Genomic DNA, 25,976 nt, shown 5'->3' on the forward strand with positions numbered 1-25,976 from the left:
GACAAGCCCGGTGGTGACGGGCGGAAAAATTTTGAGCACTCTCATATTCACGGGGCGGCTCTAAACTAAGGGGACCAAAGGAATGCCACTCACACTCGACCAAGCCCTGACCGGCATTTCCGGCATTCTTGTCACCCCCTATGATGACAAGGGCGATGTGGCGCCGCAAAAGCTGGTGCCGATTATCGATCGCGCGCTTTCTGCGGGGCTCCATATGCCGGTGGTCAATGGCAATACCGGCGAATTCTATGCGCTGACGACGGACGAAGCCTCGATCATGGTGCGCGAGGTTGTCCGTCTCGTTGCCGGGCGAGCGCCTGTGCTGGCGGGCATCGGCCGCGGCATTCGCGATGCCGTGGCATTGGCGAGAACATCAGCGGATGCCGGCGCTACGGCGCTGATGATCCATCAGCCGCCCGATCCCTTCGTTTCGCCGCGCGGTGTCGTCGATTATATCAAGGCCGTGGCCGACGCCTCGGGCGGACTGCCGATGATGCTTTACCTCCGCAACGATGCCATCGGCACCAAGGCCATTGCTGATCTTTGCGCCGTGCCGGGGGTGAAGGGCGTCAAATGGGCAACGCCTAATCCCTTGAAACTAGCGGAAGCCAAGGCCGCTTGCGATCCCTCGATCGTTTGGGTCGGTGGGCTCGCCGAAGTCTGGGCACCGAGCTTTTATGCCGTCGGTGCGCGCGGTTTTACATCCGGGTTGATCAATGTCTGGCCCGAGCGGTCCCTCGCCATCCATGCCGCGCTTGAGGCCGGCAATTATGCCGAAGCCAACCAGCTCGTTGCCGGCATGCGCGCCTTTGAAGATATTCGCGCCGAGGAAATGAACGGCACCAACGTGACCGGCGTGAAGGCCGCGCTCAAGGCGCTGGGGCGCGATTGCGGCCCGACGCGGCCGCCCTCAGCCTGGCCGCTGACGCCAGCGCAGCAGGGTAAGCTGGACTCATTCATTGCAGCGAATGGACTGCGCTGATCGAGGGCCCCCTGTCCACCCGCGCAGGTATCGATTACCGGCAGGGATGAAGTGCAAAACCCTCGGGTCAGGTCCGAGGGTGGCGGCTGGACTGGTACCGCAAGAACGTGATTGCCGGAGTGGATGGGCTGCCGGTTCAAACGTCCGTATCTTCACGGAACTGACCGGCCCCGACCACCGCGACCAGCCATGGTTCGCGTCGCTTGATCCAGCCTTCCCGCAGCGGCATTAGCGCGGCGGGTGCTTCGTCAAGCGAGCCGACGGCGATTTCGGCCTGCTTGTCGCCCAGGTGAAAGAGCGTGCTGCCGCATTTGGGGCAGAAGCTGCGGCCTTCATAGGTGGCGTAGTCGCCGGAAACGAGGATCTGACTGGGCAGCCAATCTGCGTAATAGAGAAATGCCGAGCCCGTTTCCTTGCGGCACTCGGTGCAGTGGCAAAGCCCGGCCTTGAACGGCTCGCCCTGCAGGGTGTAGCGCACCGCGCCGCATCGGCAGCCCCCGCTATATTCCTTGTTCATCGCGCTCCTCCAAGTTCAGGGAGAAAAGCGTCGCTCCCCCCGAAGGGTTCAAAAAGAGTTTGAATGCGGAGGGAACATTCGGCGGCGGATGCCCATTGGCCCGAAAACCACAAGGAGGCCAATATGCCCGATCGCCTGACCATGCAGGACCCGCGACACCAATATCCTGCTCCGCCCTTTCCCAAACAGGAGGAGCAGCAAAGCCCTGGCATCGTTGCCAAAATGGATCCACCTGCGGACCATGGCGAGGAAAGCTACATTGGGTTCGGGCGTCTTCGTGGCCGCAAGGCCCTGATCACCGGCGGCGATTCCGGCATCGGCCGGGCGGCAGCCATCGCCTTTGCCCGCGAAGGCGCCGATGTGGCGATCAATTATCTGTCTTCCGAAGATAGCGATGCGCAGGAAGTCGTCGACTATATCGAGAAAGCCGGCACCAAGGGTTTTGCTCTGCCCGGTGACCTCACGGATGAAAGCTTCTGCAAGACGCTGATCGCCGATGCCGTCAAGCAACTCGGCGGCCTCGACATTCTCGTCATCAACGCCGCGCGGCAGCAGGCGCGCAAATCGATCGACGAAGTGACGAGCGAAGATTTTGACAAGACGATGAAGACCAACCTCTACGCCTTGCACTGGCTGGCGCAGGCTGCGGTCCCGCATCTGCCTCCTGGCGCCTCGATCATCACCACATCGTCGATCCAGGCCTATGACCCGTCGGCGCACCTGCTCGACTATGCGACCACCAAGGCAGGCATCGTCGCCTATTCCAAGGCCCTGGCCGAACAGCTCATCGAAAAGGGCATTCGCGTCAACGTCGTAGCGCCCGGACCGTTCTGGACCGTGCTGCAGCCGAGCGGCGGACAGTTCCCCGAAAAGGTCAAGGAATTCGGGAAGGACAGCGCCTTTGGCCGGCCGGGTCAACCTGTCGAGCTGGCGCCTATCTATGTGCTGCTCGCCTCCCAGGAGGGCAGCTACATCACCGGAGAAGTCTTCGGCGCCACCGGCGGCAAGGGCGTCGCCTAAGCATGACGGGACGCGGCTCGGAGGGAGCCGCGTCCCACTCAACGCATCACGTAAGGACTACGTGCTGCGTCAGCTCCTCGATGGTCGTATCGGCCTTGGCGACATCGAAGACTTTCGTGCCATGGCTCATGATCACGAACCGGTCGCAGACCTGGTAGGCATGATAGAGATTGTGCGTCACGAGAACGCTTGAGACGCCCTCGGCCTTGAGTTTCAGCACCTGGTTGAGCAGCGCTTCCGTCTCGCGCACGGAAAGTGCCGAAGTGGGTTCATCGAGCAGCAGCACCCGGCGCTTGAAGAAAACGGCGCGGGCGATGGCCACTGCCTGTTTCTGCCCACCCGACAGGTCGCCCACCATTTTGTCGGGGCTATCGATGCCCGAGATGTGGACGGCGCTTTCGAGCACCTGCATGGCGATGTCGCGCATCTTCCTGAGGTCGAGAAAGCCGAAGCGGTCGGTCAGTTCTCGACCAAGGAAAATATTGCGCGAAATGGATAGGCAATCGACCAACGCGGTATTCTGGTAGATCGTCTCGATCCCCGCCTCGGCGCTGTCGCGGCGATTGGCGAAATCCTGTCGTATTCCATCGACCGAAATATAGCCCGAGGTCGGCCGGTGGATACCGGAGATCATGTTGACCGTGGTCGACTTGCCCGCGCCATTGTCGCCAAGAAGACCAACCACTTCGCTGTGCCCGACCGCGAAGGAGAGATCGCTCAAGGCCTTCAGCGGACCAAAGGTCTTGTTGATGCTGTGGAGTTCGAGAAGGCTCATGACTCGGCTCCCCGGCGGTCGAGGCCGTGATTGAAGATCGAAGCGGCGACGATAAGCGTTGCGATGAACATATCGAGATAAAAGCCCGGCGCCCGCATCAGCAGGAGCACGTCGGTAATGGTAAAAATCAGCATCACCCCAAGGAAAACGCCGAGGATCGATCCGCGCCCGCCACGCAGGGACAGCCCGCCGATGACGCAGGCCGCGATGGCCTGGAGTTCGAGCCCGGCGCCCTGTCCCGGTTGCACCGAGCCGACGCGGGTCGTCGCGAGAATACCAGCAAAGGCCGCCAAGAAACCGGCAATGGCAAAGGCGATCATCTTGATGCGGCCGGTATTGACCCCGATCGCGGTCGCTGCGGCGCGATTGCCGCCGGTGGCAAAGATATGATTGCCGAGGCGATGACGATGCATAACCGCCCAGAAGCCGAAGCAAAGCGCGACGAACCAGATGAAGGCGGCATTGATGCCGAGGATCGTGCCCGAAAGCAGCGCATTGAAGACTGGATTGGGATCGAACCGCACCTGCACCGCGCCGTTGATCAGCAGCACCGCACCGCGCCAGAAAAGAAGGCCCCCGAGCGTGACGATAAAACTCGGCAGGTTGAAGCGGAGGGTGAGAAAGCCATTGCCAAGGCCGATGACGGCTCCGACGAGAAGGCCCATGGGCGCGGCGAGGAAGGCATCGACCCCAAGGCCGACCAGCATGGCCATGATCACGGCGGTAAGCGTATAGACCGAGCCGATCGAGAGATCGAACTCACCGGCGATCATCAGGACGCCGGCCCCGAGCGCGAGGCAGCCAAGCACCGGCACCGAGCGCATCATGATGCCCATATTCGCCGACGAGAGGTAGCGGAAGTCGTCGGGGAACAACAGGCCTGCCAGAATACAGGCGAGTTGCACGACGAGAAACACCAAGAGAATGGCGCCTGCCGGCATGCTGAGGAGGCGATAAAGCCAATCCCGGGCCGAGCGCGACGGCGCAGCGGCGTGCGTGTGGGTCATTTCGGTCACGGTTCTATCCAAAGATGAAGGGCTCCGGCCCATGAGCCGGAGCCGAGTGGTCAGCGATAGGTGCCGATGAGCGGCTTCACCGTGGCGATGCGGGCCTGATCGAGGAAGGCGCCCTGGCCGGTATCGACATCGGTCGGGGTGAGGCCGTAGCGGGCGGCCATGGCGATCTGGGCGATCGGATAATAACCCTGCAGGTATGGCTGCTGGTCCATGGTTGCGAACATGGCGCCGGATTCCACCGCATCGGCGATTTCCACCGCGAGATCGAAGCCGCCAAAGGGCACGTCGACGCCTGCATCCTTGATGGCACCGGCGCCGACCGTGGACGTCACCGAACCGGTGCCGAAGACGGCCTTGATGTCCGGATTGGCGATCAGGGCCTGGGCCATGATGTTCTGGGCTTCAGCCGGGTCGAGGCCCGCGCGAACGGTCTCGACCTTGATGCCGTGCTCGGCCATGGCCTTTTCGATGCCGCCGCCGCGCGCCACGGCAAAGCTCGCCTCGGGAATTTCGCGCGGATTGAAGACCGTATCGCCCTCCTTGAGGCCGAACTTGTCGATCATGCGATTACCAAGCTCATACCCACTGTCGAATTCGTTCATGCCGACATAGGCCTGGCGGCAATTGCCTTCGGCGCCTTCGAGATCGTCATTGTTAAAGCCGATGACGACGACGCCGGCTTCGACCGCGGCGCAGATGCTGTCGTCGAAGGCATCCGAGGACGAAATGGCGACGGCAATGCCATCGACACCCGTGGCCACCGCGCTTTCGATCAGGTCGTTCTGGCGCACCGGATCATTGTTGGCATACTGCACGTCGAGGTCGACATTGAACGCGGCGGCGGCGTCTTGCGCGCCTTTGACCACCGGATTGAAGAACTGCACGCTCGGATCGAGATAGATGATCATGGTCGCCTTGACCGGCTCCTGATCCTGCGCCAGGGCGGCGGGTACGATTGCGAACAATGCGCAACCGGCCAGCAAGGCGGCCTTCGTGGTCAGTTTCATTTGGGTTCTCCTCCCTTGAAAGATGAAGCGGGTCTCCTCAGGCCCGCTGGCTTTGCCCGGTGTCAGTGACTGAACCAGGGCTCCCCGCGGCCAAGGGTCATGTGCAGGCCCTTGAACTGGGAATATTCGTCGAACCCATAGCGGCCGAGTTCGCGGCCGACGCCGCTCATCTTGTAGCCGCCGATGGGCATTTCCGGCGTTCCGTCGATGACGGAGTTGATCCAGCAGCGGCCTGCGCGCAGTTTTCGCGTCGTCTGGATCGCGGTTTCGAGATCGCGCGACCAGACGCCGGCCGAGAGGCCAAAAGGGGTGCCGTTGGCGAGAGCGACCGCCTCCTCGGGTGTGTCGAAGCCAATGGTGGCCAGGACCGGCCCGAAAATCTCCTCCTGGGCGATGCGCATGTCGGGGCGCACCTTGTCAAAGACGGTGGGCGCAAAGAAATTGCCCGAGCCCTCGTCGATCTTGTCGCCGCCGAGCAGCAGTTCGGCGCCATCTTCGAGACCGGCCGAGACGTAGCCCGCGACTTTTTCGAGGTGGGGTACCGAGACCATGGCTCCATAGCGCGTGATCGAAGCGAGCGGATCGCCGAAAGGCAGGCGGCGCGAGAGATCGAGCAGGCGTTCGAGCAGCGCGGGACGAATGGAGTTTTCGACAATCAAGCGACTGCCCGAAATGCAGCACTGGCCGGCATTGTGGAAGACGCCATAAGCGACGCCATCGGCGGCCGCCTCGAGATCGGCATCGGCGAAAACGATTTGCGGGCCCTTGCCGCCCAGTTCAAGCCCGACGCGCTTGACGTTGGCCGCGGCGATGCCGGCGAGTTGCGTGCCGACGCGGACAGAGCCGGTGAAGGCGACCATGTCGACACGCGGATCTTCGGCAAGGCTCTGCCCGACATCGGGGCCATAGCCGGTGATGACGTTGAAGACGCCGGGTGGCAGGCCTGCCTCGAGCGCGATCTCGGCGAGACGAATAGTCGTGCCCGAGGTGAACTCACTCGGTTTCACCACCACCGTGCAGCCGGCGCCTAGCGCCCACGGCACGCGCTCGGAAACGATGATGAAGGGGAAATTCCATGGGGTAATGATGCCGACGACGCCAGCCGGCTCTCGAAGGACGAGGCCGAGGCGGTTGGTGCCGATGGCGTTGTGCGTATCGCCTTCGAGCCCGCGGCACTGGCCGGCGGCATAAGTCCAGAGATCAGCGCAATACCCGATCTCGCCCTGGGCCTGATTGAGCGGCTTGCCGGTTTCGAGGCACTCGATCAGCGCCAGCTCTTCCTGGTGTTTCAGAATGCCTTGGGCGATGGCATGGAGAATGGTCGAGCGCTCGGCCCCGCTCATGCGACCCCACGGCCCGTTGTCGAAGGCGGTGCGGGCGGCGCCGATGGCGCTGGAAGCGTCTTCGGTCGAGCCGGCTGGCCAGACGCCGATAACTTTGCCGCGATGGCCAGGACTTTCGCGCTCGATGGTCTTGCCGGACACCGCTTCTACGGACTTTCCGTCGATCACCATGCGATAGGCGCGTTTACTCTGAAGGCGCGGATCACTAAGGTTCGGGACTGCGAAATTGTCCTGAAAACTGGATTGACTGAGCATGGCCATGGCGGACTGATCCACCTCCCCGAAACACTGCTGGACCCGTTCCGACGCGTCCTGTATGGAATTGTATGGTACCGTATGGCGCATTGACCCAAGCTGTCAATGGCGTGGGCGAGATGTAGTATGACTCTGGAAATGCAGACGGCTGAGAGCGGTGAAAGTGCTGCCGCGTCTATAGAAAAAGACCTGCGGCGCGCGATCATCGAGCTTGAACTGCTGCCCGGCACGCGCCTTTCCGAACAAGATATCGCCACCCGTCTCGGCGTTTCGCGCCAGCCGGTGCGCGAGGCGCTGATCCGTCTCGCAAATTCCCGGCTCATCGAGATTCGACCGCACCGCGGCACGGTGGTCGCGCGCATTTCAGCCAAGGAAATGACCGAAGCGCTCTTCGTGCGCCAATCGGTCGAGATCGCCGTCGTGGCCAAAGCGGCGCAGAATTTCGATGCCTGGCAGCGGAAGCGGATCGCCAGCCTTCTGGTCAAGCAGCAGGAAGCGGCGGAAAAGCTCGACCATGCGGGCTTTCGCGAACATGACGAAGCCTTCCACATCGCCATCGCGACAGGTGCCGGGGTCGGCATCGCCTGGATCGCCATTGCCGACATGAAGACGCATATGGACCGGGTTTGTAATATGACGCTGCAAAGCGAGGCCGACATGGCGCGCCGCGTGCGCGAACATCAGGCAATCATGGACGCCATCGATGCCCATGATATCGAGGGCGCCAAGGCGGCGATGACAACGCATCTTGGCAGCATTCTCGACGACCTGCCGGATCTCGAAACCCGGCACGCCAATCTTTTCATCTGAACGACCGGAGCCTTGATCGATGAGCGAAACCGCCCGCTATCCGAGCCTTGCCGGAATGCCCGTAGTGATTTCAGGCGGCGCCTCCGGCATCGGCGAAGCGCTGGTGCGCAATTTCGCGGCACAGGGCGCCAAGGTGGGCTTCGTCGACATCCAGGACGAACGCGGTACGGCGCTGGCCGATGAACTTACCGGAGCCGGCAGGACAGTGCTTTTCAAGCGCTGCGACATCACCGATACCGAAGCCTATAAAGCCACGATCGCTGGTTTCGCTGCTGCGCACGGCGACACACTGGCATTGGTCAACAACGCCGCCCACGACCAGCGCCATGATTGGCAGGATGTCACGTCGTCCTATTGGGACGAGCGTATGGCGGTCAATCTCAAGCACGCCTTCTTTGCCATCCAGGCTGTGGCGCCGGGCATGATCCGCGCCGGACGGGGCTCGATCATCAATACCGGCTCTATTTCCTGGATGATCATGTCCCCGAAAATCCCGGTCTACGAAACCGCCAAGGCGGCAACCCATGGCCTTACACGCGGCATGGCACGCGAACTGGGCAAGCACGGCATCCGCGTCAATTCGCTCGTTCCCGGCTGGGTCATGACCGAGCGGCAATTGACCCATTGGGTCGACGAGGCCGCCGAAAGGCAGATCGATGCCAATCAGGCGCTGGCCGGACGCGTCAGTCCGGACGATGTGGCGCGCATGGCGCTGTTTCTGGCGGCAGACGACAGCGCCATGATCTCGTCCCAGCAGTTCGTCGTAGACGGCGGTTGGGCCAATGCCTGATCAGTTGCCGTAATAGTCAGCCACCGCTTCGAGTTCTTCGGTCCGCAAGCGGTGCGGCCCTTCTTCGAGATAATCTTCGACCGCCTCGGCCATGATGTGGGCAAAACGGCCGCCACGCTCGGCGCCGAGATGCTGGAAGAGTTCGAGCTGGGTGACGAGGTAGGCCTTGGACTGCCCGGCAAGGCGCGGGAAATCTGCTCGGGCGGACGCACCGTGGCAGGAGTCGCAAGCCGGAATATCGCGTTCGAGCACGCCGCGGGTGGCGATTTCTTCCCCCAGTTGCGGACCATCATCGGGCGCTGCGGCGACCGATCGGCCGAAATGTTCGGAAAGGCCGGCGATCTGATCGTCCGTCAATTGGCGAGCAGCAGCCATCATCGTGCCGCTGTGGCGGCTGCCGTCGCGGAACGCTGCAAGCGCATGTGCAAGATAGGCTGGCGTCTGGATGTCGAGCCGGGGCATTGCGTTGCCTCGGCCCTCCCCATTCTCACCATGGCAGGCCATGCACGAGCCGGGCGCGGCACCGCCATAAGCAAAATCGGCGTAGGTCGCGCTGTCCATGCTGGGCAACTGCCGGAGGAAGGCCACCATGTCCCAGATTTCGTCGTCGCGAAGATGCGTCGGCCAGGCGGGCATGGCGGTATGGCGCATGCCATATTTGACCGTTTCGAAGAGCCGCGCTTCCGGGCGCCAGCGGTTGAGCGGCGGAGGTGGTGGAGAGAGATCGCGCGCGATCTGTTCGGGCGGCCCCGCTGGGCTGCCATGGCAATCGGCGCAGACGAGCTCGTAATGTCCCGCGCCGCGAATGACCATGCCCTGATCATCGAGCGGGGGCACCTCGGTAAAGGCGGAGCGCAGGGCGATCGATTGCCGGGCCGCAGTCTGCTTATACCAATCGACCACCGCATTGCTGCCCGGCCGCGCATTGATCTCGAGTAGACCAGTGAGCGGCAGAGCCAGAAACAGCATCGTCGCTGTGAGAAAGCCGCCAAGCAGCGGCCGCCAATTGCGCTTGATCTCCTGTTCTTTGCCGGAAGGTTCGGTCATCGGCAGGTCGTGAGGTAAAGCATGGGAATGGTGACATAGAGCACGGCGACGGCCGAGAGGACGCAAAGCATCAGCGCGACATGGCTCAGGAACCGGTGCCGTTCTTCAGGGGTGTTGTGTTCATACTCAAAATCGTCATCGGTCAGGCTCCGGCCACGCACGCGCCACAGGCGAATTGTCGACCAGCCGATGCCGAGAAGCGCGATCAGCGTAGCGCCTATGACCGTGAGGCGAATGCCGCCAAGATCGGCATCACGTCCGAACTTTTCGCAGAAGATGGCCGCCGCGACATAGCAGACGAGAAAGTGCACCGCCCAGATGCCAGGGGCGATGATGACACTCCAAAGATCGGTACCCGAGCCGGTCTCGCGTTCGATCTCGTTGTGGGCGCGGTTTCCCCTCATGTCAGCAACGGGAAGGCGCCGATGACGAGAGCACAGAGAACGCCGCAAAACCCGACGAAATGCCAGAAAAGCGTGACGTTCCACAGGTCGGCATCATAGGTCGGGGTCATCTTCTTGTAGAGCGAGCGGGCAAAGCAGTAACCCTGCATCAGCACGCCGGTTGCCAGATGTGCGACGATCCAGACCACAAGCGCCCAGACGATGGCAGGGTAGGCATGGCTTGTGGGGTCGAGACCTGTCGTCCATGGGCCGGCCATCAGGGCAAGGCCGCCAAGAATAGCGGTGAGCATGCCAAGAACAAGAAGAAGCCGCGCCGTGGCGGGCTTGCCCGAACCATTGACGAAGCGTGCGGCAAGCGTCGAACCCCAGGAGAGGCCCATCAGAAGGCCCGCAACGAGCGGCCAGAACCAACCCGGGCCTTCGATGCCGACAGGGGGGAAATTGGGGTGGATGGTCCAGAAGAAGAAGTAGCCGAAAAGCAGGGCGAGAAAAGCCGTCAGGTCGCCGGTCATGGTGATGAACATGGCCCACCAGCCGGTTGAGCGCGTGCCCGAAACATAGAGCGGCAAGACAATGCCCTGACCAATATGCTTGCTGTCCTTTTCGGGGATTTCGGCTGTGCCGACCCAGAGCCAGCGCAGAACGGCGACGAGAAAGAGGACGCCACCGGCAGCAGTCAGGAGCCAGAGCTTGAAGGTCATGAAGATAAAGACCGCGCCGAGCCCGATGGCGGCGATCATCGGCAGCCAATCGGGACCACCGACACGCAGCACCTGCACCGGTCGGGCATCGAGCGTGCTGGTGACGAGCGTTTCTCGCCGCCCTTCCTGCGCGTCTGCCAGCAGGCCCTCGCCCGCATCGATCTTGCGCATGAAATCGGGATCATCCCAGAGCGGATAGCGGCTGTTGACCTCGGGAATGGAGCGCATGCCCCAGGTGTCGCCATAGCGTGCTGCCCATTCGAGCGTGCCGGCATTCCAGACATTGCGCTTGACCTGCGGCTCGCGCTTTTTGGGTCGGAGGCAATCCCAGGCAAGAAGCAAGAAACCGGCGGCGAAGACGAAGGCACCGACGCTCGAAAGCATGTTAAGCTCGGTCCAGCCGCGATCGGCGCCATAGGTGAAGACGCGGCGCGGCATGCCGAGCATGCCTGTCAGGTGCATGGGGAGGAAGGCGGTGTTGAAGCCAATGAACATCAGCCAGAACGACCAGATGCCAAGCTTTCGCGACAGCGGCTTGCCCATGATCAGCGGGTAATAATAGCAGATGCCCGCCATGACCGGGAAAAGCATGCCGCCAATCAGGGTGTAATGGAGATGCGCGACGATGAAATAGGTGTCGTGCACCTGAAAATCGAATGGCGCGACGGCAACCATGACGCCGGTCAATCCGCCAATAATGAAGACGGCGAGCGCGCCTAGGCAGAAGAGCATGGGCACCGAGCGGACGACGCTGCCGAGCATGACCGTTGCGATGAAGGCAAAGATCTGGATGCCGGTGGGAATCGCCACCGCTTCGGACGCCGCCGAAAAGAAGCCGAGCGAAATCGACGGCAGGCCCGTCGTGAACATGTGGTGGACCCACAGCCCGAAGCTCAAGAACCCGGTGCCGAGGGCGGAAAGCACGATCCAGGAATAGCCGGTGATCGGGCGCTGGGCGAAGGTGGGCACGATCATGGCGAGCAGCGCGATGGCCGGCAGGAAGATGATGTAGACTTCCGGATGTCCGAAAATCCAGAAGAGGTGTTGCCAGAGGATCGGGTCGCCGCCGCGGGTAACGTCGAAGAACGGCCAGCCGAGAAGCCGCTCCATTTCGAAGAGAATGTCGCCGGCGATCAGCGGCGGAAAGGCGAAGAGGATCATGGCGCCGACCACCAGCACGTACCAGCCATAGAGCGGGGTCAGGTTGATATGCATGCCCGGCGCGCGGCACTTGAGGACGCCGACGATGAGTTCGACGGCCGCTGCGATCGAAGCAACCTCGATGAAGGAAAGGCCCAGGAGCCAGATATCGGCGCCGATGCCGCTTTGTTCGGTCGAGAGCGGTGGATACATGAACCAGCCGGCATCGGGCGCGGCATTGAAGAAGATCGAGCCGCAAACGAAGACGCCGCCGATGAGATAACACCAATAGCCAAAGGCCGAGAGGCGCGGAAACGGCAGGTCGCGCGCGCCGAGCATGCCGGGCAGGATCAGGATTGCCACGGCCTCGAAGATCGGCACGGCGAAGAGGAACATCATCACCGTGCCGTGGAGGGTGAAGGTCTGGTTGTAAAGTTCAGCCGAGATCAGCGTGTTATCGGGGACGAAAAGCTGCACGCGGATAATCAGCGCCAGCACGCCGCCGAACAGCATGAAGGCAAAGGCGGTGGCGATATACCAGAGGCCGATAACCGAGTTGTTGACGTCGGACAGCGCGCGCCAGCCCTTGGGATTATCCCAGACCCGCTGGAGCTGTGCGGTTTCGGCGTCTTTATCCACGGTCATTTGAGGGCCATGAGGTAGGAGACCAGCGCAGCCCGGTCGTCTTCGGAAAGGGTTTCGTAGCCCGGCATGCGCACATCGGGCTTGAGGTGATCGGGGTCGATCAGCCAGCGGGCGAGGTTTTCCGCGCTAATCGGCATGGTGCCGGCGCCCATGGTGCGACGGCTCGCGAAATGGGTGAGGTCGGGCCCGACCTGTCCGCTCGCCGCGGTACCGCGCACCGTGTGACAGGCGCCACAGCCGGTCGCGATAAAGGCCTCATTGCCCTGGGCGATACCGGACGCGGCTTCACCCTCCCGCCAGGCAGCGAAATTGTCCGCTGAATGAACGACGACGGGAAAGGCCATCAGTGCGTGCGACGGACCGCAAAACTCGGCGCAGACGCCGCGAAAAATACCCTCATCGGTCGGGCGCAGGCGCCAGAGATTGATGCGGCCTGGGATGACGTCCATCTTGCCGCCGAGCGAAGGGATCCAGAACGAATGGATGACATCGGTCGAGGTGAGCACGAACTCCACGGTGCTATCAACCGGCAGGTGGATTTCATTGGCCGATTGGATGCTTTCGCCACCCGGCCCCTCATAGGCAACGCGCCACCAGTATTGCTCGGCGGTGACATGGATGCGCAGGTCCGGTGGTTCGGCGCGCACCCAATCGGGTAATAGCGCGAGGCCAAAGATCAGGAGGGCCGCGAGGGTGATGGTGGGAAAGGCAACGCCGCCAACGAGAATGAAGCGATCGGCAAACCGTTCGGTCTTGGGCCGCCTCTTGCCCAGAACCGCATAAACGGTAATGCCCATGATGATGAGCCAGATAACCACCGTGCCAGCGGCCATGACCCAAAACAGGTTTGCGACTGCTGCAGCGTCTTCCCCGGCGGGGTGCAGCATGCTCTGTTCGCTCGAGCAGGCGGCAAGAAGCGGTATCGAAGCAACAAGCGTTGCGCCGCGCACAAACCACCGCTGACCGAAAACCTGCCCCATGCACCCCCACGGAAATTACCCTCGATGGAACGCCAAAGCCGCAAGCGAGTTCCATTGAGAGGATAATATTGCCGCGGAACAGCATGGCTCAGATCAAGACCTATTCGCGGCTGCAGATTTTCCTTCATTGGACCATCGCGGCGCTGATCGTCATCCAGCTCACGATCAATGCCGACATGCAGCAGGCCTTCGCGCAGCGGCTATCGAGCGGCACTATCCCAGACAATGCCGGCGCAATCTTTCACGCCGTGATCGGCATTCTCGTGTTCTTTCTTGCGCTTCTCCGCCTTGGCCTCCGCTTCTGGCACGGCGTGCCGGAGCCGGAAGGCAATCTTAGTCCACTGGTCGGTTTTCTGAGCCTTGCGACGCACTGGCTGCTTTATGGATTCATGTTTCTGATGCCTGTTACCGGCGCCATGGCCTGGTTTTTCGGCATCGAGCTTGCGGGCGTTCTGCACGAACTCGGGCGGCTGGTGCTTATCCCCGCAATCCTTCTTCACGTCGCCGGCGCAGTGGTCGAAGAACTGGTGCTCGACAACCGCGTCGTCCGGAAAATGCTGCGCAGCCGGGCTAGATAGAACCAACCCGCTCACCTCATGCCCCGCATTCACCTGCTGAATGGATCAGCGCTTGCCGATTGGCATTTGGCTTGCGCACCATGTCCTTACGCCCGGGTTGCGGTGGCTCGAGGGCGGCCAAGCCACCAAATCACCCCGGTTTTGACTCAGTTGTCTGGCATCTTGCCCAGAGGTTGCCCCGGTTATGATGTCGTAGGTAACGCTCCCGTGATCGGGATCGCGCAACGCACTGAGAGGCAAATGCATGCCAATGTCCCGTCCCCGTTATACGCTGAACGAATGCGTCGGCGACCCGAAGGAATGGACCTATACCTGGGACATTGCCGACGACGTAACCCTGTCGGCCACCTGCGATTTCTGCGGGCAGGACGGGCAGCGCCTGACTTATGAAGTCGAGCGCAACGGCGAGACACTCTGGATTTGCCAGCGCTGCGTCGGGCGGTACCCGGTAAGCGGAATTCTCGATGGGGAACGGCTCGATCTCCGTTCGACGCGGGCCAATATCCACGGGCTTACGGCGCGACAGAAGCAGAAGACCTGCCAGGACGCGATTCGTCAGGTTCAGCCGGCCCTGCCGGAAGTGACCTTCAGCGAAATCGTCGTTTATTTCGAACGCAATCTTCAATTGTCCCCGCGCTACGCCGCTCCGCTCTTTGCAGCTATCGCTCAACTCGAAGAGCGCATCGATCCACGGATTTTCGAAGTCCAGACGCGAAGCATCGCGCATCAGGACGAGTTCGGCGAACTGGATGAGGCGGGCAAAATGGCCGTCTGGCCCGCTCTCACGCCTCAGCAGAAGCGCCGGCTCGGCTCGCGCGGCTTTGCTCCGATTTCGGGAATGCCCCGCCCGCGGCAGCGCACGCGGCGCGAGAGCGGATTGGAGCTGACCCGCTCGCGCATGTCTGCCCTGAGTGAGCCGGCAAACCTTAATCTCGGCGCCGAAGACGCAATAAAATCAAATAGTTGATCCGCGAGCCTTGCCGGTAGGCAGCTGATGCCGCTTCGCCCCTGCCCCATTGCGGGCACGATCGATGGCGACGATCCTAGTTCGATGATCAGACGCAAGGATGGGGACATGACTATCGCCACCCACCGGATTTTTTCTGCCCTACGTTTTGCTTCGCTTTGTTTCGTCAGCGTCGCTGCGACCGCCGCTGCACATGGTGCGGAACCGTATCTGCTCGGCGTGTCGGACAAGCTCTCGATCAAGGTGGTGCAGTGGAAGGCTGCCGACTCGGCGTTCGAAGAGTGGACCGCGCTGGGCGGGGACTATGTGGTCGGCGCCGATGGCAACGTCAATTTCCCGATGGTTGGCCCCACCGAAAGCGCGGGCCTGACCAGCACCGATCTCGCCGCGAGCCTCAGCGTGGCGCTGCAACAATCCCTGGGTCTTGCCACCGCGCCTGCCGTTACCGTGGAAGTGGCCGAATACGGCCCGATCTATGTTTCCGGCGATGTCGCAACACCAGGCGAATATCCTTTCGCCCCCAACCTGACCGTGGTCAAAGCCTTAGCGCTCGCCGGTGGCGAACGCCGCAGCGCCGAGGCCTCTGCTCGGCCTGAACGGGAAATGCTGACAACGAGCGGCGCGCTCGAAGTGCTGCGAGACGAATATAATCGTCTCCTCGTTCGGCGCGCCCGGCTCGACGCCGAACTCGCAAACCAGACCGAAATCGCCGTGCCGCCGGAGCTTGAAGGCAATCCGGACCTCGAAAATCTGCTTGCGGCTGAAACGGCAATTCTTGCGGCACAAAAGCGCCAGGCCGACGCGCAATCAAGTTCGCTCAGCGATGAAGTGGGTCTGCTCAACAGCCAGATCGAGGCGTTTGGACAAAAAAAGACCAGCACCGAGGCCCAGCTCGTAGCCGCGCGCGACCAGCTCGACAAGATCACCGCCCTTTCCGACGATGGCCTCGCGCTCGCCTCGCGCGTTTCCTCGCTCCAGACCAATGTGGCCGATCTCGAATCGCGCCTCCTCGACACCGAGACAGCAACGCTCCAGGCGCAGCAGGATATCGCTGCCGCCGAGCGCGAACAGGCGCGCCTTACCGACCAGCGGATTTCCGACCTGTCGCAGGAGCGGCAGACGGTCGATGGCCAGATCGGTGCGCTGGCGCTGAAAATCGCGACACAGGAGGGTCTTGTCGAAGAAGCCGCGCTCTATACCGGCGTGGCGCTGCCCGGCGACGATGCCCCACACTACAGCTACGCCATCATCCGCAATGGCGAAGAGCTTCCCGCCGAACCCAATACGCCCGTCAGCGCCGGCGACGTCATTGTCGCAAAGCTCGCGCTCGGCACCACCACAGGAGGCAATCGTGCAGCCCTGCGCTAAAATTCTCGCCGCCACCCTGGCGCTTCTTGCCTCGCCCGCGTTCGCGCAAGAAGCGTTTCTTGACGATTTCGACAAGCTCGACCAAGCCCGCTGGTACGTCTCGGACGGCTGGAGCAATGGCGCCCATCAGAACTGCACCTGGTCGAGCGATCAGGTGAAGGCACAGAACGGGGCCTTGCAAGTGGGCTTTGCGCCCGTACCCAAGGGCAACCGGCAATATCGGTGCGGTGAGATCCAGACCCGAAAAGCCTACGGCTTCGGCACCTATGAGGCGCGGCTCAAGACCCCGTCGGGTTCCGGGCTCAACGCTGCATTTTTCACCTATATCGGCCCTCAGCAGGGCAAGCCGCATGACGAGATCGACTTCGAAATTCTGACCCGCGACACGAGCCATGTGGAAACGACTACGTTCGTCAACGGGGTAAGCGGCGATGGCGAAATCGGCAGCGGACAATCCCACGCCTTGCCCCAGCCTTCCGACACGGACTTTACGACCTTCGCCTTTACCTGGGAGCCGGATCGAATCCGCTTCTATATCGATGGCGAACTCGTGCGGACCATGGACGACCCCAAAACCATTCCCAGCAATGCCCAGCGGATCTTCTTCAGCCTTTGGGGAAGCGACACGCTGACCGATTGGATGGGATCGTTCACCCCAGTGACGACGCCCATAGCCATGCAAGTCGATTGGGTCGCCTTCACTCCGCTCGGCGAAAATTGCGCCTTCGACGCCTCCATTCTCTGCCAACAATAGGGACGACACGATGAAGCTGGTGTTCTTTCGCGGCCATGTGCCCAATTTCGGCGACGAGCTGAACCTTCATGTCTGGCCCGCCCTGTTGCCGCAAAACTTCCTCGACGATGACGAAAGCGAGCTATTCGTCGGCATCGGCTCGATCATCGGGGACCATCTGCCGGCACAGTCGCGCAAATTCGTCATGGGTTCGGGCTACGCCGGCTATATGGGCCTGCCCGACGTGCACGACGGCACTTGGGACATCCGCTTTGTGCGCGGCCCCAACACGGCCAAGACGCTCGGCATCGACAAATCCCTCTCGGTTTGCGACAGCGCCATCCTGCTCCGCGCCATGGACCTGCCAGCACCCGATGAACGAGTCGGGATAGCCTTCATGCCGCACTACGAAAGCCTCGAGCGCGGCTTCTGGGCTGAAGCCTGCAAGGAGGCCGGCATGACACTGATCGATGCCACGGCGCCCGTCGAGACGGTCCTCAGTCAGATCCGTGGCGCAAAGCTTCTCATTACCGAAGCCATGCACGGCGCTATCGTTGCCGATGCGCTGCGCACGCCCTGGATCGGCGCCAAGCCGATCTATGGCGGGCACCACAAGAAGTGGCTCGACTGGGCCGGCGCGCTCGATGTTGACGTGCGCCTCAACGACCTCAAACCCACGAGCGTCCTCGAATATTATATCGGACGTACCGGCCGTGGCGGACGATTGGGCAAGGTCGGCAAATTCAACGCCTCGCCGCTGGCCGCCATTCCCAACCGCGTTCTGACCAGCATCGCCGCGCGGCATCTTCGAGACATGGCACGCCTCCCGCCGCAACTCAGCGCCGATGCCCGCATCATGGAAGTCACCGAACGGGCCCAGGAAGCCGTCGAAAGCTTTGTCCGGAGCCGCCAGCTCGCCGCTTAACGACGGCGCAGAAAGCCCAAGAGCCTAACCAGCCGATCCCGGCCAAAAACGATGATCACGGCGCCGTAGCTCAGAGCTGCGGCGCCTATTGTCGTGATGAGGCGGAGGGTGGTGTCGGCATCGGCCAGCTCGATCTGCACCAGATAGCCTGCACCCCACATCACAAGCGTTGCAAGGACCGGCAGCGCGAAGGAGCCGAGGTAGGCCAAGAGCGAGATACGGAGGAGCCGGACGACCATATGGAGGCTCGGGAGCCACATCAGAACATTGAGGATAACGAGCGAAATGGCCAGAGGAAGAAGGCCCCAGCCGGCAAAGAGGAACACGTATAGCACCGTGACCACCTGCTTGCTGAGAACGTAGTAGAACCAGAGATCGGCCTGGCCCTGGCTGCGGATGAGCGAGGCCTGGAGGATGCCGACCGCGGTCAGGATGCCGAGCGCGCAGAACGCCTGGACGATGGGCACTGCTTCGATCCAGTGATCGCCAAAGGCGACGGGCACCAAGTCCTTGGCGACCAGCGCCAGCCCCGCAAAGACCGGGAAAGCGACGACCGAGGAGGCAAAGGTGCCAAGAAGGTAGGCGGATCGGAGCTTTTCCGGCTCTCCTTGCATGGAGGAAAGAAGCGAATAGGAAACGAGATTCAGCGCGCCTGAAATCAGGTCGGTCAGGATCTGGAAGATGCGGCGGGCAAAGCCATAGATGCCGAGCCCGGCCGGGCCGAGAAGCGCGCCGATGAGGAGTTGGTCGACACTGATCGTCGTGATGAAGTGGTTGCCGGTCGAAAAGAGACCGAAGGCCTTGAGGTCGCCCAGCGCTCGCCAATCGAAGCGGAAACCGGGCAGGAAGCGTGCGGCAATCAGCGCGCCGACACAGGTAGCGATCGAGGACGCCAGTTGCGAGGCGGCAAGCGCCCATAATCCGAAGCCAAGCCAGAGCAGGACGAGGCACACACCGGCCGCTACGAGTGAGGCTGCCGTGGTGCGCAGCGCCAGCATGCGGAAAGACATGGTGCGGACGAGGAGCGCATTGGGCACAGCCGCCGCCATGTCAAAGATGACGCGTGCCGAAATGAATGGAATGAGCCAGACAAGGAGCGGATCGCCGGAGGAGCCCGCAACGAACGGCGCCGCGGCACAGAGAACTGTAAAAACCAGGAAGCCGGCACCGAGGCAAAGCCAGAACACGGTGTCGATATGCACGGGCGTGATCGACTGGCGCTGGATCAGTGCCTCGCGAAAGCCAGCAGGCGAAATGGCCAGACCGACCGTTGCAATGCTCGCGGCAAAGGCGACGATGCCAAACTCGGCGGGGCTCAATACTCGCGATGTGGCCAGAAATACCAAAAAACCGAGCAGCGCCGGGGCGAAACTGCTGACCAGCGACCACATCGTGCCCTTGATAGCAGCCGATGCCCGGCCCGACTTGAGGTGGTCGAGCCTGCCGCTTCCGGTCGGAGCAATAACGCTCATGCCCGGCCCAGGCCCCGTCGCAGCACGTCGCGCGAGGCGACGAAGCGCTTGAAATCCGGCGTGATCCGCCCGAGCATACGGATCATAAGCCCGCGGAGGCGCAGCCTTGCCGCCTCGCGGACCGGCACGTGGCCGGAGAGCTTCTGATCGATCAGGGCTTTACCGACATTCATGGCACGTGTGGCCATGGGCGTGGCAAAGCGCTGGTCGGTCAAGAAGCTTGCGCGTTGTTCCGGCGTCGCCTCCTGCCACACGCGGCGGCGAAGCGCTTGTACCGCACGCTTGAGGTCGAGCTCGCGGCGGAGATAACCCGCCTTCAGCTCGGCATTGCGGGTGGTCTGCTCGGCATTTTCGGCCCAGATCGCCAAAGGGTGCATGGCAACGTATATGGGTTCGATAATCGAATAGGTGCGCAGATATTCCTGCAGCGTTGCCGTGCAGGGATACTGGATTTCAAGCGGCGACTTGGCGCGCACCGACCAGAAGAGTCCGCCATTGGAAACGCCGATGCCGGCAAGCAGCGACAGCCGGAAATCGCCGGGCGCGTAGCGGCCTTCAGTGAATGTCTCATCGAGCACGCCGACCGTTGAAAGCCGCGCTTCCGCCGTGCCACTCGCATATTCGAAGACCTGGTTGCGGAGGACGATCTCGACGCCCTCCTCTGCCATCAGCGCGATATTGGCGGTTGAGAAATCGGGCAGGATGAAATTGTCGTCCTCGACCACGCAGAAATATTCCGCGCCATGCGGATTCTCAGCGGAAAAGCAGTGGTCGATGTTCTTCGAGGCAAAAAGCTGCGGCGCATTGGCGTGATAGCGTATACGCCGGTCGCCAATGGCGGTGACGACGCTGCGTGCAGCCTGCTCCGGATCGTCGTCATAGACATCGCAGATCCAATGCGGCCAGGACTGATCGATCATCGAATAAAGCGCGCGGCGCAGCGCATCGGGGCGCTTATAGGTTGGCGTGCGGAAGTGAACGAGGCCGGGCTGGTACTCTGACATGGCTCAGTAATCCTCTGGGACGGGGCTTTGTCTGGCTGGGCGCCTGGGCGCGGAGGGCAAAAATGCCCTGGCCGGCATAGATGAGTGTGGCGACACCCATGATCGAACGGATGGAGAATTCGAAGAACACCTCCACCTCGATGAAACTGCGCAGGATCATCAGCATCTGCAGCGCAAGGAGCAGTGCATTGGGCGCATTGGGGCGGAAGAAGGTATAGGCACCCATCGCCAGGGCGCCGCCATAGATGATCAGGATCTGGAGCCCGAGGCCGAAAAGGCCGATCTCGACGGCGTTTGAAATATAGGTGTTGTGGAAATTGAACCCGGCGCCGGAGGGCACGTCGAACATGGCCCAGAGCTCCTCGGCCGGCGCGAAGCCGACAACCCAGAAGGAGCGATAGCCAAGGCCCTGGAACGGACGCTCGGCGATGTAGCCGAGCCCGGTTGCCCAAAGGTCGGTGCGCCCGGTGAGCGTCGCGTCCTTACCTGAGCCTTCAAGTACCTCCGCCATCAGGGTATCGCCGGCAACGATGACGAGCAGCGCCATGGCGGCAAGGCCGATGGCGAGCATGACGGCAAGAAACAGCTTCTGCATGCCGCTAAGGCGCGTGGTCAGTAGCGTTAGAAGAATGATCGCAAGGCATGGGGCGACCATCAGGATGGCGCCTGCCGATTGCGCCAGCGCGAGGAGCGGGCCGGACGCCGCAGCGCCGACAAGTCCCAGCGCGCGCAAGAACCAGGGGGAATACCGATCCGCCGCGACAGCCACAGCGATCAGCATGAAGACGGCAATGTGAGCGGCAAAGGCATTCTTGCTGCCAAAGACGCCGAGCCAGGCACCACCCGTGCCGGTGCGGCCGAAAAGGATGCTGGCGATAACCCCGATGCCATAGACCACGAACATCATGCGCATCAGCGTCGCGGTCGAGATACGCCCGGTTATGGCGATAGCGACGACGAGCGTGAATGTGAGCTGCAATCCATAACGGAAGGAATTGGCCGGATATTGCGACCAGAGCGCGGTTAGGATGCACCAGGCCGGCAAGATCAGCACCGGCCACCAGCGCTGGAGGCTATCGAGGCTCTGGTGGACATTGCTGACAAGCAGGAACGCGCCGCAGGCCATAAAGGTCAGCGCCGCCAATGGACCGAACATGGCGTTGAGCACGAGCGCTGCAAAAGCGCCGAAGGTGAGCATGGTGGCAAGGTTGAAACTGAGGCGGTTCACGACGCGGCCTCGAATACCAATGGTTCAGAGGCGATTTCGGCTTCTGGAATAAATCCTGCCGCGTAGCGTCCCGCCGCATCGAGGGGGACGCAGCGGACCGCGCCGGCCCCGCGACGCGCAGCCAAATCGCGCCAGACTTTTCGCTGGCGTGGCGCCGTCCAATCAGTCGAGGTTGTCGGCACATAAGCTGGCACCGGGTGCTCGGTGCCGTTCGCGCCAAGTTCGAGGACCGGCGATGCCGGTGTAGTTGGAGGCGCCGAGCGTTTTTGCCGACCTTCGGCGAACGAGGCCCAGAGTTTTTCGAAATAGCCCGGATGACGCAGCAGCAGCGCCAGTGCGGCAGAAACATTGCGCGTCTTTATATTCCGAACCAAATACTCATAGCCAAGGCCCTGGCGAAGGGCCCCAAGACGCAGCTCGAATGCAGCGGTCAATCGGCTGTTGAAGGGACCATAGCGTTCGACCAGGTCCACCTGGCGCTCCAGCATCGCCTCCATATCCGGCACCGAAAGCCGGTGCGAAATCGAGCCGGAATGGCGCCGGTAGAGATAATAGGGCTCGGGCACGACCAGCATGCTGGCGCCTTCGAGCAGCAGCCGCAGCAGGAGGTCGTAATCTTCGCCGATGCGCAGCTCCTGGTCATAACGCAGCGCCTGGAGCCGATCGGCCCGGATCAGCGGCTTGAGATAGCCTAGCGCCGGCGTTCCATCGACGCCGGCCAAAACCCAGCGCTCCGTCGAAACGAGAAAGGTGTGCGACACGTCCTCGCCCAGCATCAGGCGCGGCGCCGTTCCGTCTTCGAAAAACAAGAGGAGGTCGTCGGCGACGATATCGCTGCCATGTTCGGCGGCAGCCGCCAGCAATCGCTCGAAGCGTTCCGGGTGGATGATGTCATCGGAATCGACAATAGCAATCCAATGGCCCCGTGCCAGTTCGAGCGCGCGGTTACGGCACTGCGCCGGCCCGCCATTGCGCTCGGCAGTGATAAGGCGAATGCGTTCATCCTCGGCCATCAGGCGCCGAACATGCTCGAGGCTGCCATCGCGCGAACAATCGTCGCTGACGATTACCTCGAGATCGCCCACCGTCTGGCGCAGAACCGAGCGCAAGGCATGAACGATCTTCTCGCCGGCCTCGAAATTGGCCATCACCACAGAGATCAGTGGCCGGCCGGATAGTGGGGCGAAAGCCATTGCGGCGCCTCAGGCGACGCCCGCATCGTCGGACGATCCGGACGTTGCCTTGCCATCGAGCTCGCCCAGAAGATCGTTGAACCGGCCGATCTGCTCGTCGAGCTGGGCGAGCCGGCGCCGCGCATGCGAGGCGCTCTGCTCGGCCGAACGTATCACCGCCTCGTCGGCATCCGGGCGGGAGCTATATTCGGCGGATACATCGAGCATGGTGGCGGCGCGGGCATAATACATATCCATCCGCTGCTGCAGCCCTTCGCGTTCGCGCCGTGCATCGGCCACGGCCATCAGGATAGCATTGCGGACGGTTTCGATGCGCACGGCATCGGTTTCGGCGTCACGCCCGGGATTGCGGGTGCGGAAGGCGCGAGGACGCATGGAAAGAATGGACATTGCGATCTCCTATCGGCTGCCGGTGCGCAAGAGCACGACCTTGACGGTCTTGATCAGGATGAGCAAATCGCCGGCAAACGACCATTGGCGAACGTAAAGCGTATCGAGCTGGACGCGCTGGTCATAGTCGACATCGCTGCGGCCGCTGACCTGCCAGAGCCCGGTGATGCCCGGCCGGACTGCCGCATAGTGCGTGATTTCGTCAGCATAACGAACGACTTCGTCCTGAACGATCGGACGCGGGCCGACAAGGCTCATGTCGCCGCGGATGACATTGATGAGCTGGGGGAGCTCATCAAGGCTCGTGACGCGCAAAAACCGGCCCAGTGGAGTGATGCGCGGATCGTTGCGCAGTTTTTGCGTTGCTTCCCATTCCGCGCGCGCCTGGGGAAAGAGCTCGAGATGTCGCCGCAGGGCTTCCTGCGAATTGACCACCATCGAACGGAACTTGAGGCACCGGAAGCGCCTGCCATTGTGACCGATACGTTCGTGGCCGAAAAAGATCGGGCCGCGATCGGTCGAAAACATGATGAGGGCGATAAAGAACATGGCCGGCAGGGCAAAGACCAGCATGGTCGAAGCAGCGACCACGTCGAAGGTCCGCTTGGCAAAGCCCCCGCGGGGCATTCCGGCCTTGGATGGATAGTCGGAGGAGCCGACTTCGGCATTGATGATCGACATTGACGTTCTCTCACGCAGAATGAGCTTGGACGTGCGAAGGGGTTCGCAGAGCGTCGGGACGCTCATACGGGGGTTGTGGCTCATAAATCTGATTTGACCCCGAGCCCGGCCCGGGGACGCCGCTTTGCATGCCGATGGACCGAAGCACGATCCGCTGCCGGCATGAGCGAAGACGAACATGATCGGAAATGAGTGGCAACGTTTGCAGCGCATGGCTGTCATGCAGCCGCCCCGACACAAAATCACCCCAAAGAGGCAAGCCCAACGTGAGGCAAATCAGTGCCTTAAGTTGAGTGCCGGCGCCTCGTTCAGGATTTATTGTCTATTTCGCCGACAGAGCGCGCTTCGGTCAGGCCCGTAAGTACTCGCGCAGAGAACAGGCGCGAAAAAGCCGAAAAAATTCAGAGATTGAACAGGAAGACGGCGCCCTGCCAGATCAGGTAGATGCCTACCCAGGCAATGGCCATAACGCCGATAGCGACAAGCCCCCAGGGCCAAGGAAAGGCCGTGCGTTCGCTCGGGGTGTCCCCGGCGATGGGCGCTTTCTGCGCACTGCCTTTTTGCGGCCGATCACCGTTCACGGGGTCCTCCGTGCTGCCGCTCGGGCGGCGTTTGGATGGGGCATAGTCGTTCCAGCCATGCTCCTATCATCGCTTCGTAAATACACCCCTCAACCAGAGAATAAAATACGCCACGCCATCACGAGTGCGTCTGCGCCTCTGGGCGATAACGGTGGTGTGAACACAACCGCATTTATACTTATCTGCCGCGTGGCGACCGGAGAAAAAACTGTGCTGAGGCCAATAATACTTCTCTCTTTCGTCTGACAGATATCCTGCAAGATGACCGGACCATGACAAATTTCATCAAAATCGGGCAAATGCGGTCGATAGCAAATCTGCAATCGAGCCATGCAAAGCATTATGCCGTTTCGGCTGGCCGCAACCAGATTCACATGATCCTATTCTCCTGTTGTTCACTCAATCAGGAGAGCGCCGTGGTAAAACGCGTCAAGACTGCAGTTTTCCCCGTTGCCGGCCTCGGAACCCGTTTCCTGCCGGCCACCAAGGCCATGCCGAAAGAGATGCTGACGGTCGTCGATCGCCCGCTCATTCAATATGCGGTCGATGAAGCGCGCGAAGCCGGGATCACCCATTTCGTTTTCGTGACCGGCCGCAACAAGGGTGTCATCGAAGACCATTTCGATCGCCAGTTCGAACTCGAGACGACGCTGGAAGTGCGCGGCAAGACCGCTGCCCTCGAAGCGTTGCAGAAGGACCTGCCGTCAGCGGGGCGCACGAGCTTCACCCGACAGCAGGAGCCGCTGGGCCTCGGTCATGCCGTCTGGTGCGCACGCGAAATCGTCGGCAACGAACCTTTCGCCCTGCTCCTCCCGGACATGCTCTTTAAAGGCAAGCGCGGCGTCCTCAAGCAGATGATCGAAACCTATGAGGAGACTGGCGGCAACGTGATCGCCGTAGAGGAAGTGCCACACCAGGACGTTTCCTCCTATGGCGTTGTTGGCCGCGGGGCCGGCACCGACAGCGGCTTCCGCATCACCGAAATGGTCGAAAAGCCGAAGAAGGAAGAAGCGCCGTCGAACCTGATTATCTCCGGCCGTTATATCCTGCAGCCGGAAATCTTCTCCCTCCTCGCCGATCAGCCCCGCGGCGCCGGTGGCGAAATCCAGCTTACCGACGCCATGCAGACGCTGATGCACACCCAGCCCTTCGTCGGGGTCAAATATGAGGGCCAGAGCTTTGACTGCGGCTCGAAGATCGGGTTCCTAGCGGCCAATGTCGCCTATGCGCTAGACCGCGACGACATAGCCGATGAGTTCCTAACGGCGCTGTCCAAGATGGGGCTCCACACCGCCCTGATGGACGGATTTAAAGTCGCCGCCGAATAAACAACGCTCATGACAAACAAGCGGCGCCCTTGCGGGCGCCGTTTTCATTTCCGGGTTTGCCGATCTTGTGGCGCTAAGCCCATGTCATGCGCGCAA

The 25,976-nt window shown here is 61.8% G+C and carries 26 protein-coding genes; 10 read left to right on the forward strand and 16 right to left on the reverse strand.

What is annotated here, in order from left to right:
- The first annotated feature begins 82 nt into the window (after positions 1-82).
- Entirely contained in the window at positions 83-982 is a 900-nt protein-coding gene (locus VW35_RS18630) for a dihydrodipicolinate synthase family protein (RefSeq protein ID WP_046144616.1), read from the forward strand.
- Positions 983-1,118: 136 nt separating this feature from the next.
- On the opposite strand, the gene VW35_RS18635 is transcribed toward VW35_RS18630, so the two are convergent.
- Entirely contained in the window at positions 1,119-1,499 is a 381-nt protein-coding gene (locus VW35_RS18635) for a GFA family protein (RefSeq protein ID WP_046144617.1), read from the reverse strand.
- A gap of 123 nt (positions 1,500-1,622) precedes the next feature.
- On the opposite strand from VW35_RS18635, the gene VW35_RS18640 reads away from it, so the two are divergent.
- Complete coding sequence (locus VW35_RS18640; RefSeq protein ID WP_046144882.1) at positions 1,623-2,519, forward strand: SDR family oxidoreductase; 897 nt, start codon at positions 1,623-1,625, stop codon at positions 2,517-2,519.
- Between the two features lie 46 nt (positions 2,520-2,565).
- Here VW35_RS18640 and VW35_RS18645 read toward each other — a convergent pair whose 3' ends face one another.
- The 4 genes from VW35_RS18645 to VW35_RS18660 all read right to left on the reverse strand — a co-directional run bounded on the left by VW35_RS18645 (position 2,566) and on the right by VW35_RS18660 (position 6,921).
- Positions 2,566-3,294, reverse strand: coding sequence for an ATP-binding cassette domain-containing protein (locus VW35_RS18645; RefSeq protein WP_046144618.1), 729 nt, complete (start codon positions 3,292-3,294; stop codon positions 2,566-2,568).
- Positions 3,291-4,310: an ABC transporter permease gene (locus VW35_RS18650; RefSeq protein ID WP_425283796.1), complete on the reverse strand. Its 1,020-nt coding sequence runs from the start codon at positions 4,308-4,310 to the stop codon at positions 3,291-3,293. Before VW35_RS18650 ends, VW35_RS18645 begins: the two co-directional genes overlap by 4 nt.
- A 50-nt stretch (positions 4,311-4,360) precedes the next feature.
- Positions 4,361-5,317: a sugar ABC transporter substrate-binding protein gene (locus tag VW35_RS18655; RefSeq protein WP_046144619.1), complete on the reverse strand. Its 957-nt coding sequence runs from the start codon at positions 5,315-5,317 to the stop codon at positions 4,361-4,363.
- 62 nt (positions 5,318-5,379) lie between these two features.
- Complete coding sequence (locus tag VW35_RS18660; RefSeq protein WP_244465944.1) at positions 5,380-6,921, reverse strand: aldehyde dehydrogenase family protein; 1,542 nt, start codon at positions 6,919-6,921, stop codon at positions 5,380-5,382.
- Between the two features lie 120 nt (positions 6,922-7,041).
- Between VW35_RS18660 and VW35_RS18665 the strand changes: the two genes are divergently transcribed.
- Both VW35_RS18665 and VW35_RS18670 read left to right on the forward strand, forming a co-directional pair.
- A complete protein-coding gene (locus VW35_RS18665) occupies positions 7,042-7,725 on the forward strand; it encodes a GntR family transcriptional regulator (protein ID WP_046144620.1) in 684 nt (227 codons plus the stop codon).
- 19 nt (positions 7,726-7,744) lie between these two features.
- A complete protein-coding gene (locus VW35_RS18670; RefSeq protein ID WP_046144621.1) occupies positions 7,745-8,515 on the forward strand; it encodes an SDR family NAD(P)-dependent oxidoreductase in 771 nt (256 codons plus the stop codon).
- On the opposite strand, the gene VW35_RS18675 is transcribed toward VW35_RS18670, so the two are convergent.
- The 4 genes from VW35_RS18675 to coxB are packed head-to-tail and all read right to left on the reverse strand — an operon-like array spanning position 8,516 to position 13,432.
- Positions 8,516-9,562, reverse strand: coding sequence for a c-type cytochrome (locus tag VW35_RS18675; RefSeq protein ID WP_052951869.1), 1,047 nt, complete (start codon positions 9,560-9,562; stop codon positions 8,516-8,518).
- A complete protein-coding gene (locus tag VW35_RS18680) occupies positions 9,559-9,966 on the reverse strand; it encodes a hypothetical protein (RefSeq protein WP_046144622.1) in 408 nt (135 codons plus the stop codon). The genes VW35_RS18675 and VW35_RS18680 overlap by 4 nt, the downstream gene beginning before the upstream one ends.
- Positions 9,963-12,452, reverse strand: coding sequence for a cytochrome c oxidase subunit I (ctaD, locus tag VW35_RS18685; protein ID WP_046144623.1), 2,490 nt, complete (start codon positions 12,450-12,452; stop codon positions 9,963-9,965). Before ctaD ends, VW35_RS18680 begins: the two co-directional genes overlap by 4 nt.
- Positions 12,449-13,432: a cytochrome c oxidase subunit II gene (coxB, locus tag VW35_RS18690; protein ID WP_052951870.1), complete on the reverse strand. Its 984-nt coding sequence runs from the start codon at positions 13,430-13,432 to the stop codon at positions 12,449-12,451. The genes ctaD and coxB overlap by 4 nt, the downstream gene beginning before the upstream one ends.
- Before the next feature lie 83 nt (positions 13,433-13,515).
- Here coxB and VW35_RS18695 point away from each other — a divergent pair, with 83 nt between their 5' ends.
- The 5 genes from VW35_RS18695 (at position 13,516) to VW35_RS18715 (ending at position 18,003) form a co-directional block, all read left to right on the forward strand.
- Entirely contained in the window at positions 13,516-14,010 is a 495-nt protein-coding gene (locus VW35_RS18695) for a cytochrome b (protein ID WP_046144624.1), read from the forward strand.
- A gap of 250 nt (positions 14,011-14,260) precedes the next feature.
- Positions 14,261-14,977, forward strand: a complete 717-nt coding sequence (locus tag VW35_RS18700; protein ID WP_046144625.1) for a hypothetical protein — start codon at positions 14,261-14,263, stop codon at positions 14,975-14,977.
- A gap of 108 nt (positions 14,978-15,085) precedes the next feature.
- Entirely contained in the window at positions 15,086-16,345 is a 1,260-nt protein-coding gene (locus tag VW35_RS18705) for a polysaccharide biosynthesis/export family protein (protein WP_046144887.1), read from the forward strand.
- Positions 16,329-17,099, forward strand: coding sequence for an endo-1,3-1,4-beta-glycanase ExoK (gene exoK / locus VW35_RS18710; protein WP_244465945.1), 771 nt, complete (start codon positions 16,329-16,331; stop codon positions 17,097-17,099). The genes VW35_RS18705 and exoK overlap by 17 nt, the downstream gene beginning before the upstream one ends.
- Before the next feature lie 10 nt (positions 17,100-17,109).
- The gene (locus tag VW35_RS18715) at positions 17,110-18,003 is read left to right on the forward strand and encodes a polysaccharide pyruvyl transferase family protein (RefSeq protein WP_046144627.1); all 894 of its coding nucleotides are present in this window, start codon (positions 17,110-17,112) and stop codon (positions 18,001-18,003) included.
- On the opposite strand, the gene VW35_RS18720 is transcribed toward VW35_RS18715, so the two are convergent.
- From VW35_RS18720 to VW35_RS18750, 7 genes are all read right to left on the reverse strand, one after another.
- Positions 18,000-19,475, reverse strand: coding sequence for a lipopolysaccharide biosynthesis protein (locus VW35_RS18720; protein ID WP_046144628.1), 1,476 nt, complete (start codon positions 19,473-19,475; stop codon positions 18,000-18,002). The genes VW35_RS18715 and VW35_RS18720 overlap by 4 nt on opposite strands.
- Entirely contained in the window at positions 19,472-20,479 is a 1,008-nt protein-coding gene (locus VW35_RS18725; RefSeq protein ID WP_046144629.1) for a glycosyltransferase family A protein, read from the reverse strand. The genes VW35_RS18720 and VW35_RS18725 overlap by 4 nt, the downstream gene beginning before the upstream one ends.
- The gene (locus tag VW35_RS18730) at positions 20,430-21,707 is read right to left on the reverse strand and encodes an O-antigen ligase family protein (protein WP_046144630.1); all 1,278 of its coding nucleotides are present in this window, start codon (positions 21,705-21,707) and stop codon (positions 20,430-20,432) included. Before VW35_RS18730 ends, VW35_RS18725 begins: the two co-directional genes overlap by 50 nt.
- On the reverse strand, positions 21,704-22,900 hold the full coding sequence (locus VW35_RS18735; RefSeq protein ID WP_083983039.1) for a glycosyltransferase family 2 protein: 1,197 nt from the start codon (positions 22,898-22,900) through the stop codon (positions 21,704-21,706). The genes VW35_RS18730 and VW35_RS18735 overlap by 4 nt, the downstream gene beginning before the upstream one ends.
- 9 nt (positions 22,901-22,909) lie before the next feature.
- Positions 22,910-23,290 (reverse strand): hypothetical protein, encoded by a 381-nt coding sequence (locus VW35_RS20810; protein ID WP_052951874.1) that lies wholly within the window; start codon positions 23,288-23,290, stop codon positions 22,910-22,912.
- A gap of 9 nt (positions 23,291-23,299) precedes the next feature.
- Positions 23,300-23,971, reverse strand: a complete 672-nt coding sequence (locus tag VW35_RS18745) for a sugar transferase (RefSeq protein ID WP_046144631.1) — start codon at positions 23,969-23,971, stop codon at positions 23,300-23,302.
- Positions 23,972-24,372: 401 nt separating this feature from the next.
- Positions 24,373-24,552, reverse strand: a complete 180-nt coding sequence (locus VW35_RS18750; RefSeq protein WP_046144632.1) for a hypothetical protein — start codon at positions 24,550-24,552, stop codon at positions 24,373-24,375.
- A 374-nt stretch (positions 24,553-24,926) separates the two neighbouring features.
- Here VW35_RS18750 and galU point away from each other — a divergent pair, with 374 nt between their 5' ends.
- Positions 24,927-25,880 (forward strand): UTP--glucose-1-phosphate uridylyltransferase GalU, encoded by a 954-nt coding sequence (gene galU / locus VW35_RS18755; protein ID WP_046144890.1) that lies wholly within the window; start codon positions 24,927-24,929, stop codon positions 25,878-25,880.
- Positions 25,881-25,976 lie beyond the last annotated feature (96 nt).

Source organism: Devosia soli (genome assembly GCF_000970455.1).
In the GTDB taxonomy this organism is placed as follows: Bacteria; Pseudomonadota; Alphaproteobacteria; order Rhizobiales; family Devosiaceae; genus Devosia; species Devosia soli.

Excerpts from the sequence above, each read along its gene's own strand:
- VW35_RS18630 (WP_046144616.1), top strand. The coding sequence starts at position 83 with ATGCCACTCACACTCGACCAAGCCCTGACCGGCATTTCCGGCATTCTT.
- VW35_RS18635 (WP_046144617.1), bottom strand. The coding sequence starts at position 1,499 with ATGAACAAGGAATATAGCGGGGGCTGCCGATGCGGCGCGGTGCGCTAC.
- VW35_RS18640 (WP_046144882.1), top strand. The coding sequence starts at position 1,623 with ATGCCCGATCGCCTGACCATGCAGGACCCGCGACACCAATATCCTGCT.
- VW35_RS18645 (WP_046144618.1), bottom strand. The coding sequence starts at position 3,294 with ATGAGCCTTCTCGAACTCCACAGCATCAACAAGACCTTTGGTCCGCTG.
- VW35_RS18655 (WP_046144619.1), bottom strand. The coding sequence starts at position 5,317 with ATGAAACTGACCACGAAGGCCGCCTTGCTGGCCGGTTGCGCATTGTTC.
- VW35_RS18660 (WP_244465944.1), bottom strand. The coding sequence starts at position 6,921 with ATGGCCATGCTCAGTCAATCCAGTTTTCAGGACAATTTCGCAGTCCCG.
- VW35_RS18665 (WP_046144620.1), top strand. The coding sequence starts at position 7,042 with ATGACTCTGGAAATGCAGACGGCTGAGAGCGGTGAAAGTGCTGCCGCG.
- VW35_RS18670 (WP_046144621.1), top strand. The coding sequence starts at position 7,745 with ATGAGCGAAACCGCCCGCTATCCGAGCCTTGCCGGAATGCCCGTAGTG.
- VW35_RS18675 (WP_052951869.1), bottom strand. The coding sequence starts at position 9,562 with ATGACCGAACCTTCCGGCAAAGAACAGGAGATCAAGCGCAATTGGCGG.
- VW35_RS18680 (WP_046144622.1), bottom strand. The coding sequence starts at position 9,966 with ATGAGGGGAAACCGCGCCCACAACGAGATCGAACGCGAGACCGGCTCG.
- ctaD (WP_046144623.1), bottom strand. The coding sequence starts at position 12,452 with ATGACCGTGGATAAAGACGCCGAAACCGCACAGCTCCAGCGGGTCTGG.
- coxB (WP_052951870.1), bottom strand. The coding sequence starts at position 13,432 with ATGGGGCAGGTTTTCGGTCAGCGGTGGTTTGTGCGCGGCGCAACGCTT.
- VW35_RS18695 (WP_046144624.1), top strand. The coding sequence starts at position 13,516 with ATGGCTCAGATCAAGACCTATTCGCGGCTGCAGATTTTCCTTCATTGG.
- VW35_RS18700 (WP_046144625.1), top strand. The coding sequence starts at position 14,261 with ATGTCCCGTCCCCGTTATACGCTGAACGAATGCGTCGGCGACCCGAAG.
- VW35_RS18705 (WP_046144887.1), top strand. The coding sequence starts at position 15,086 with ATGACTATCGCCACCCACCGGATTTTTTCTGCCCTACGTTTTGCTTCG.
- VW35_RS18715 (WP_046144627.1), top strand. The coding sequence starts at position 17,110 with ATGAAGCTGGTGTTCTTTCGCGGCCATGTGCCCAATTTCGGCGACGAG.
- VW35_RS18720 (WP_046144628.1), bottom strand. The coding sequence starts at position 19,475 with ATGAGCGTTATTGCTCCGACCGGAAGCGGCAGGCTCGACCACCTCAAG.
- VW35_RS18725 (WP_046144629.1), bottom strand. The coding sequence starts at position 20,479 with ATGTCAGAGTACCAGCCCGGCCTCGTTCACTTCCGCACGCCAACCTAT.
- VW35_RS18735 (WP_083983039.1), bottom strand. The coding sequence starts at position 22,900 with ATGGCTTTCGCCCCACTATCCGGCCGGCCACTGATCTCTGTGGTGATG.
- VW35_RS20810 (WP_052951874.1), bottom strand. The coding sequence starts at position 23,290 with ATGTCCATTCTTTCCATGCGTCCTCGCGCCTTCCGCACCCGCAATCCC.
- VW35_RS18745 (WP_046144631.1), bottom strand. The coding sequence starts at position 23,971 with ATGTCGATCATCAATGCCGAAGTCGGCTCCTCCGACTATCCATCCAAG.
- galU (WP_046144890.1), top strand. The coding sequence starts at position 24,927 with ATGATCCTATTCTCCTGTTGTTCACTCAATCAGGAGAGCGCCGTGGTA.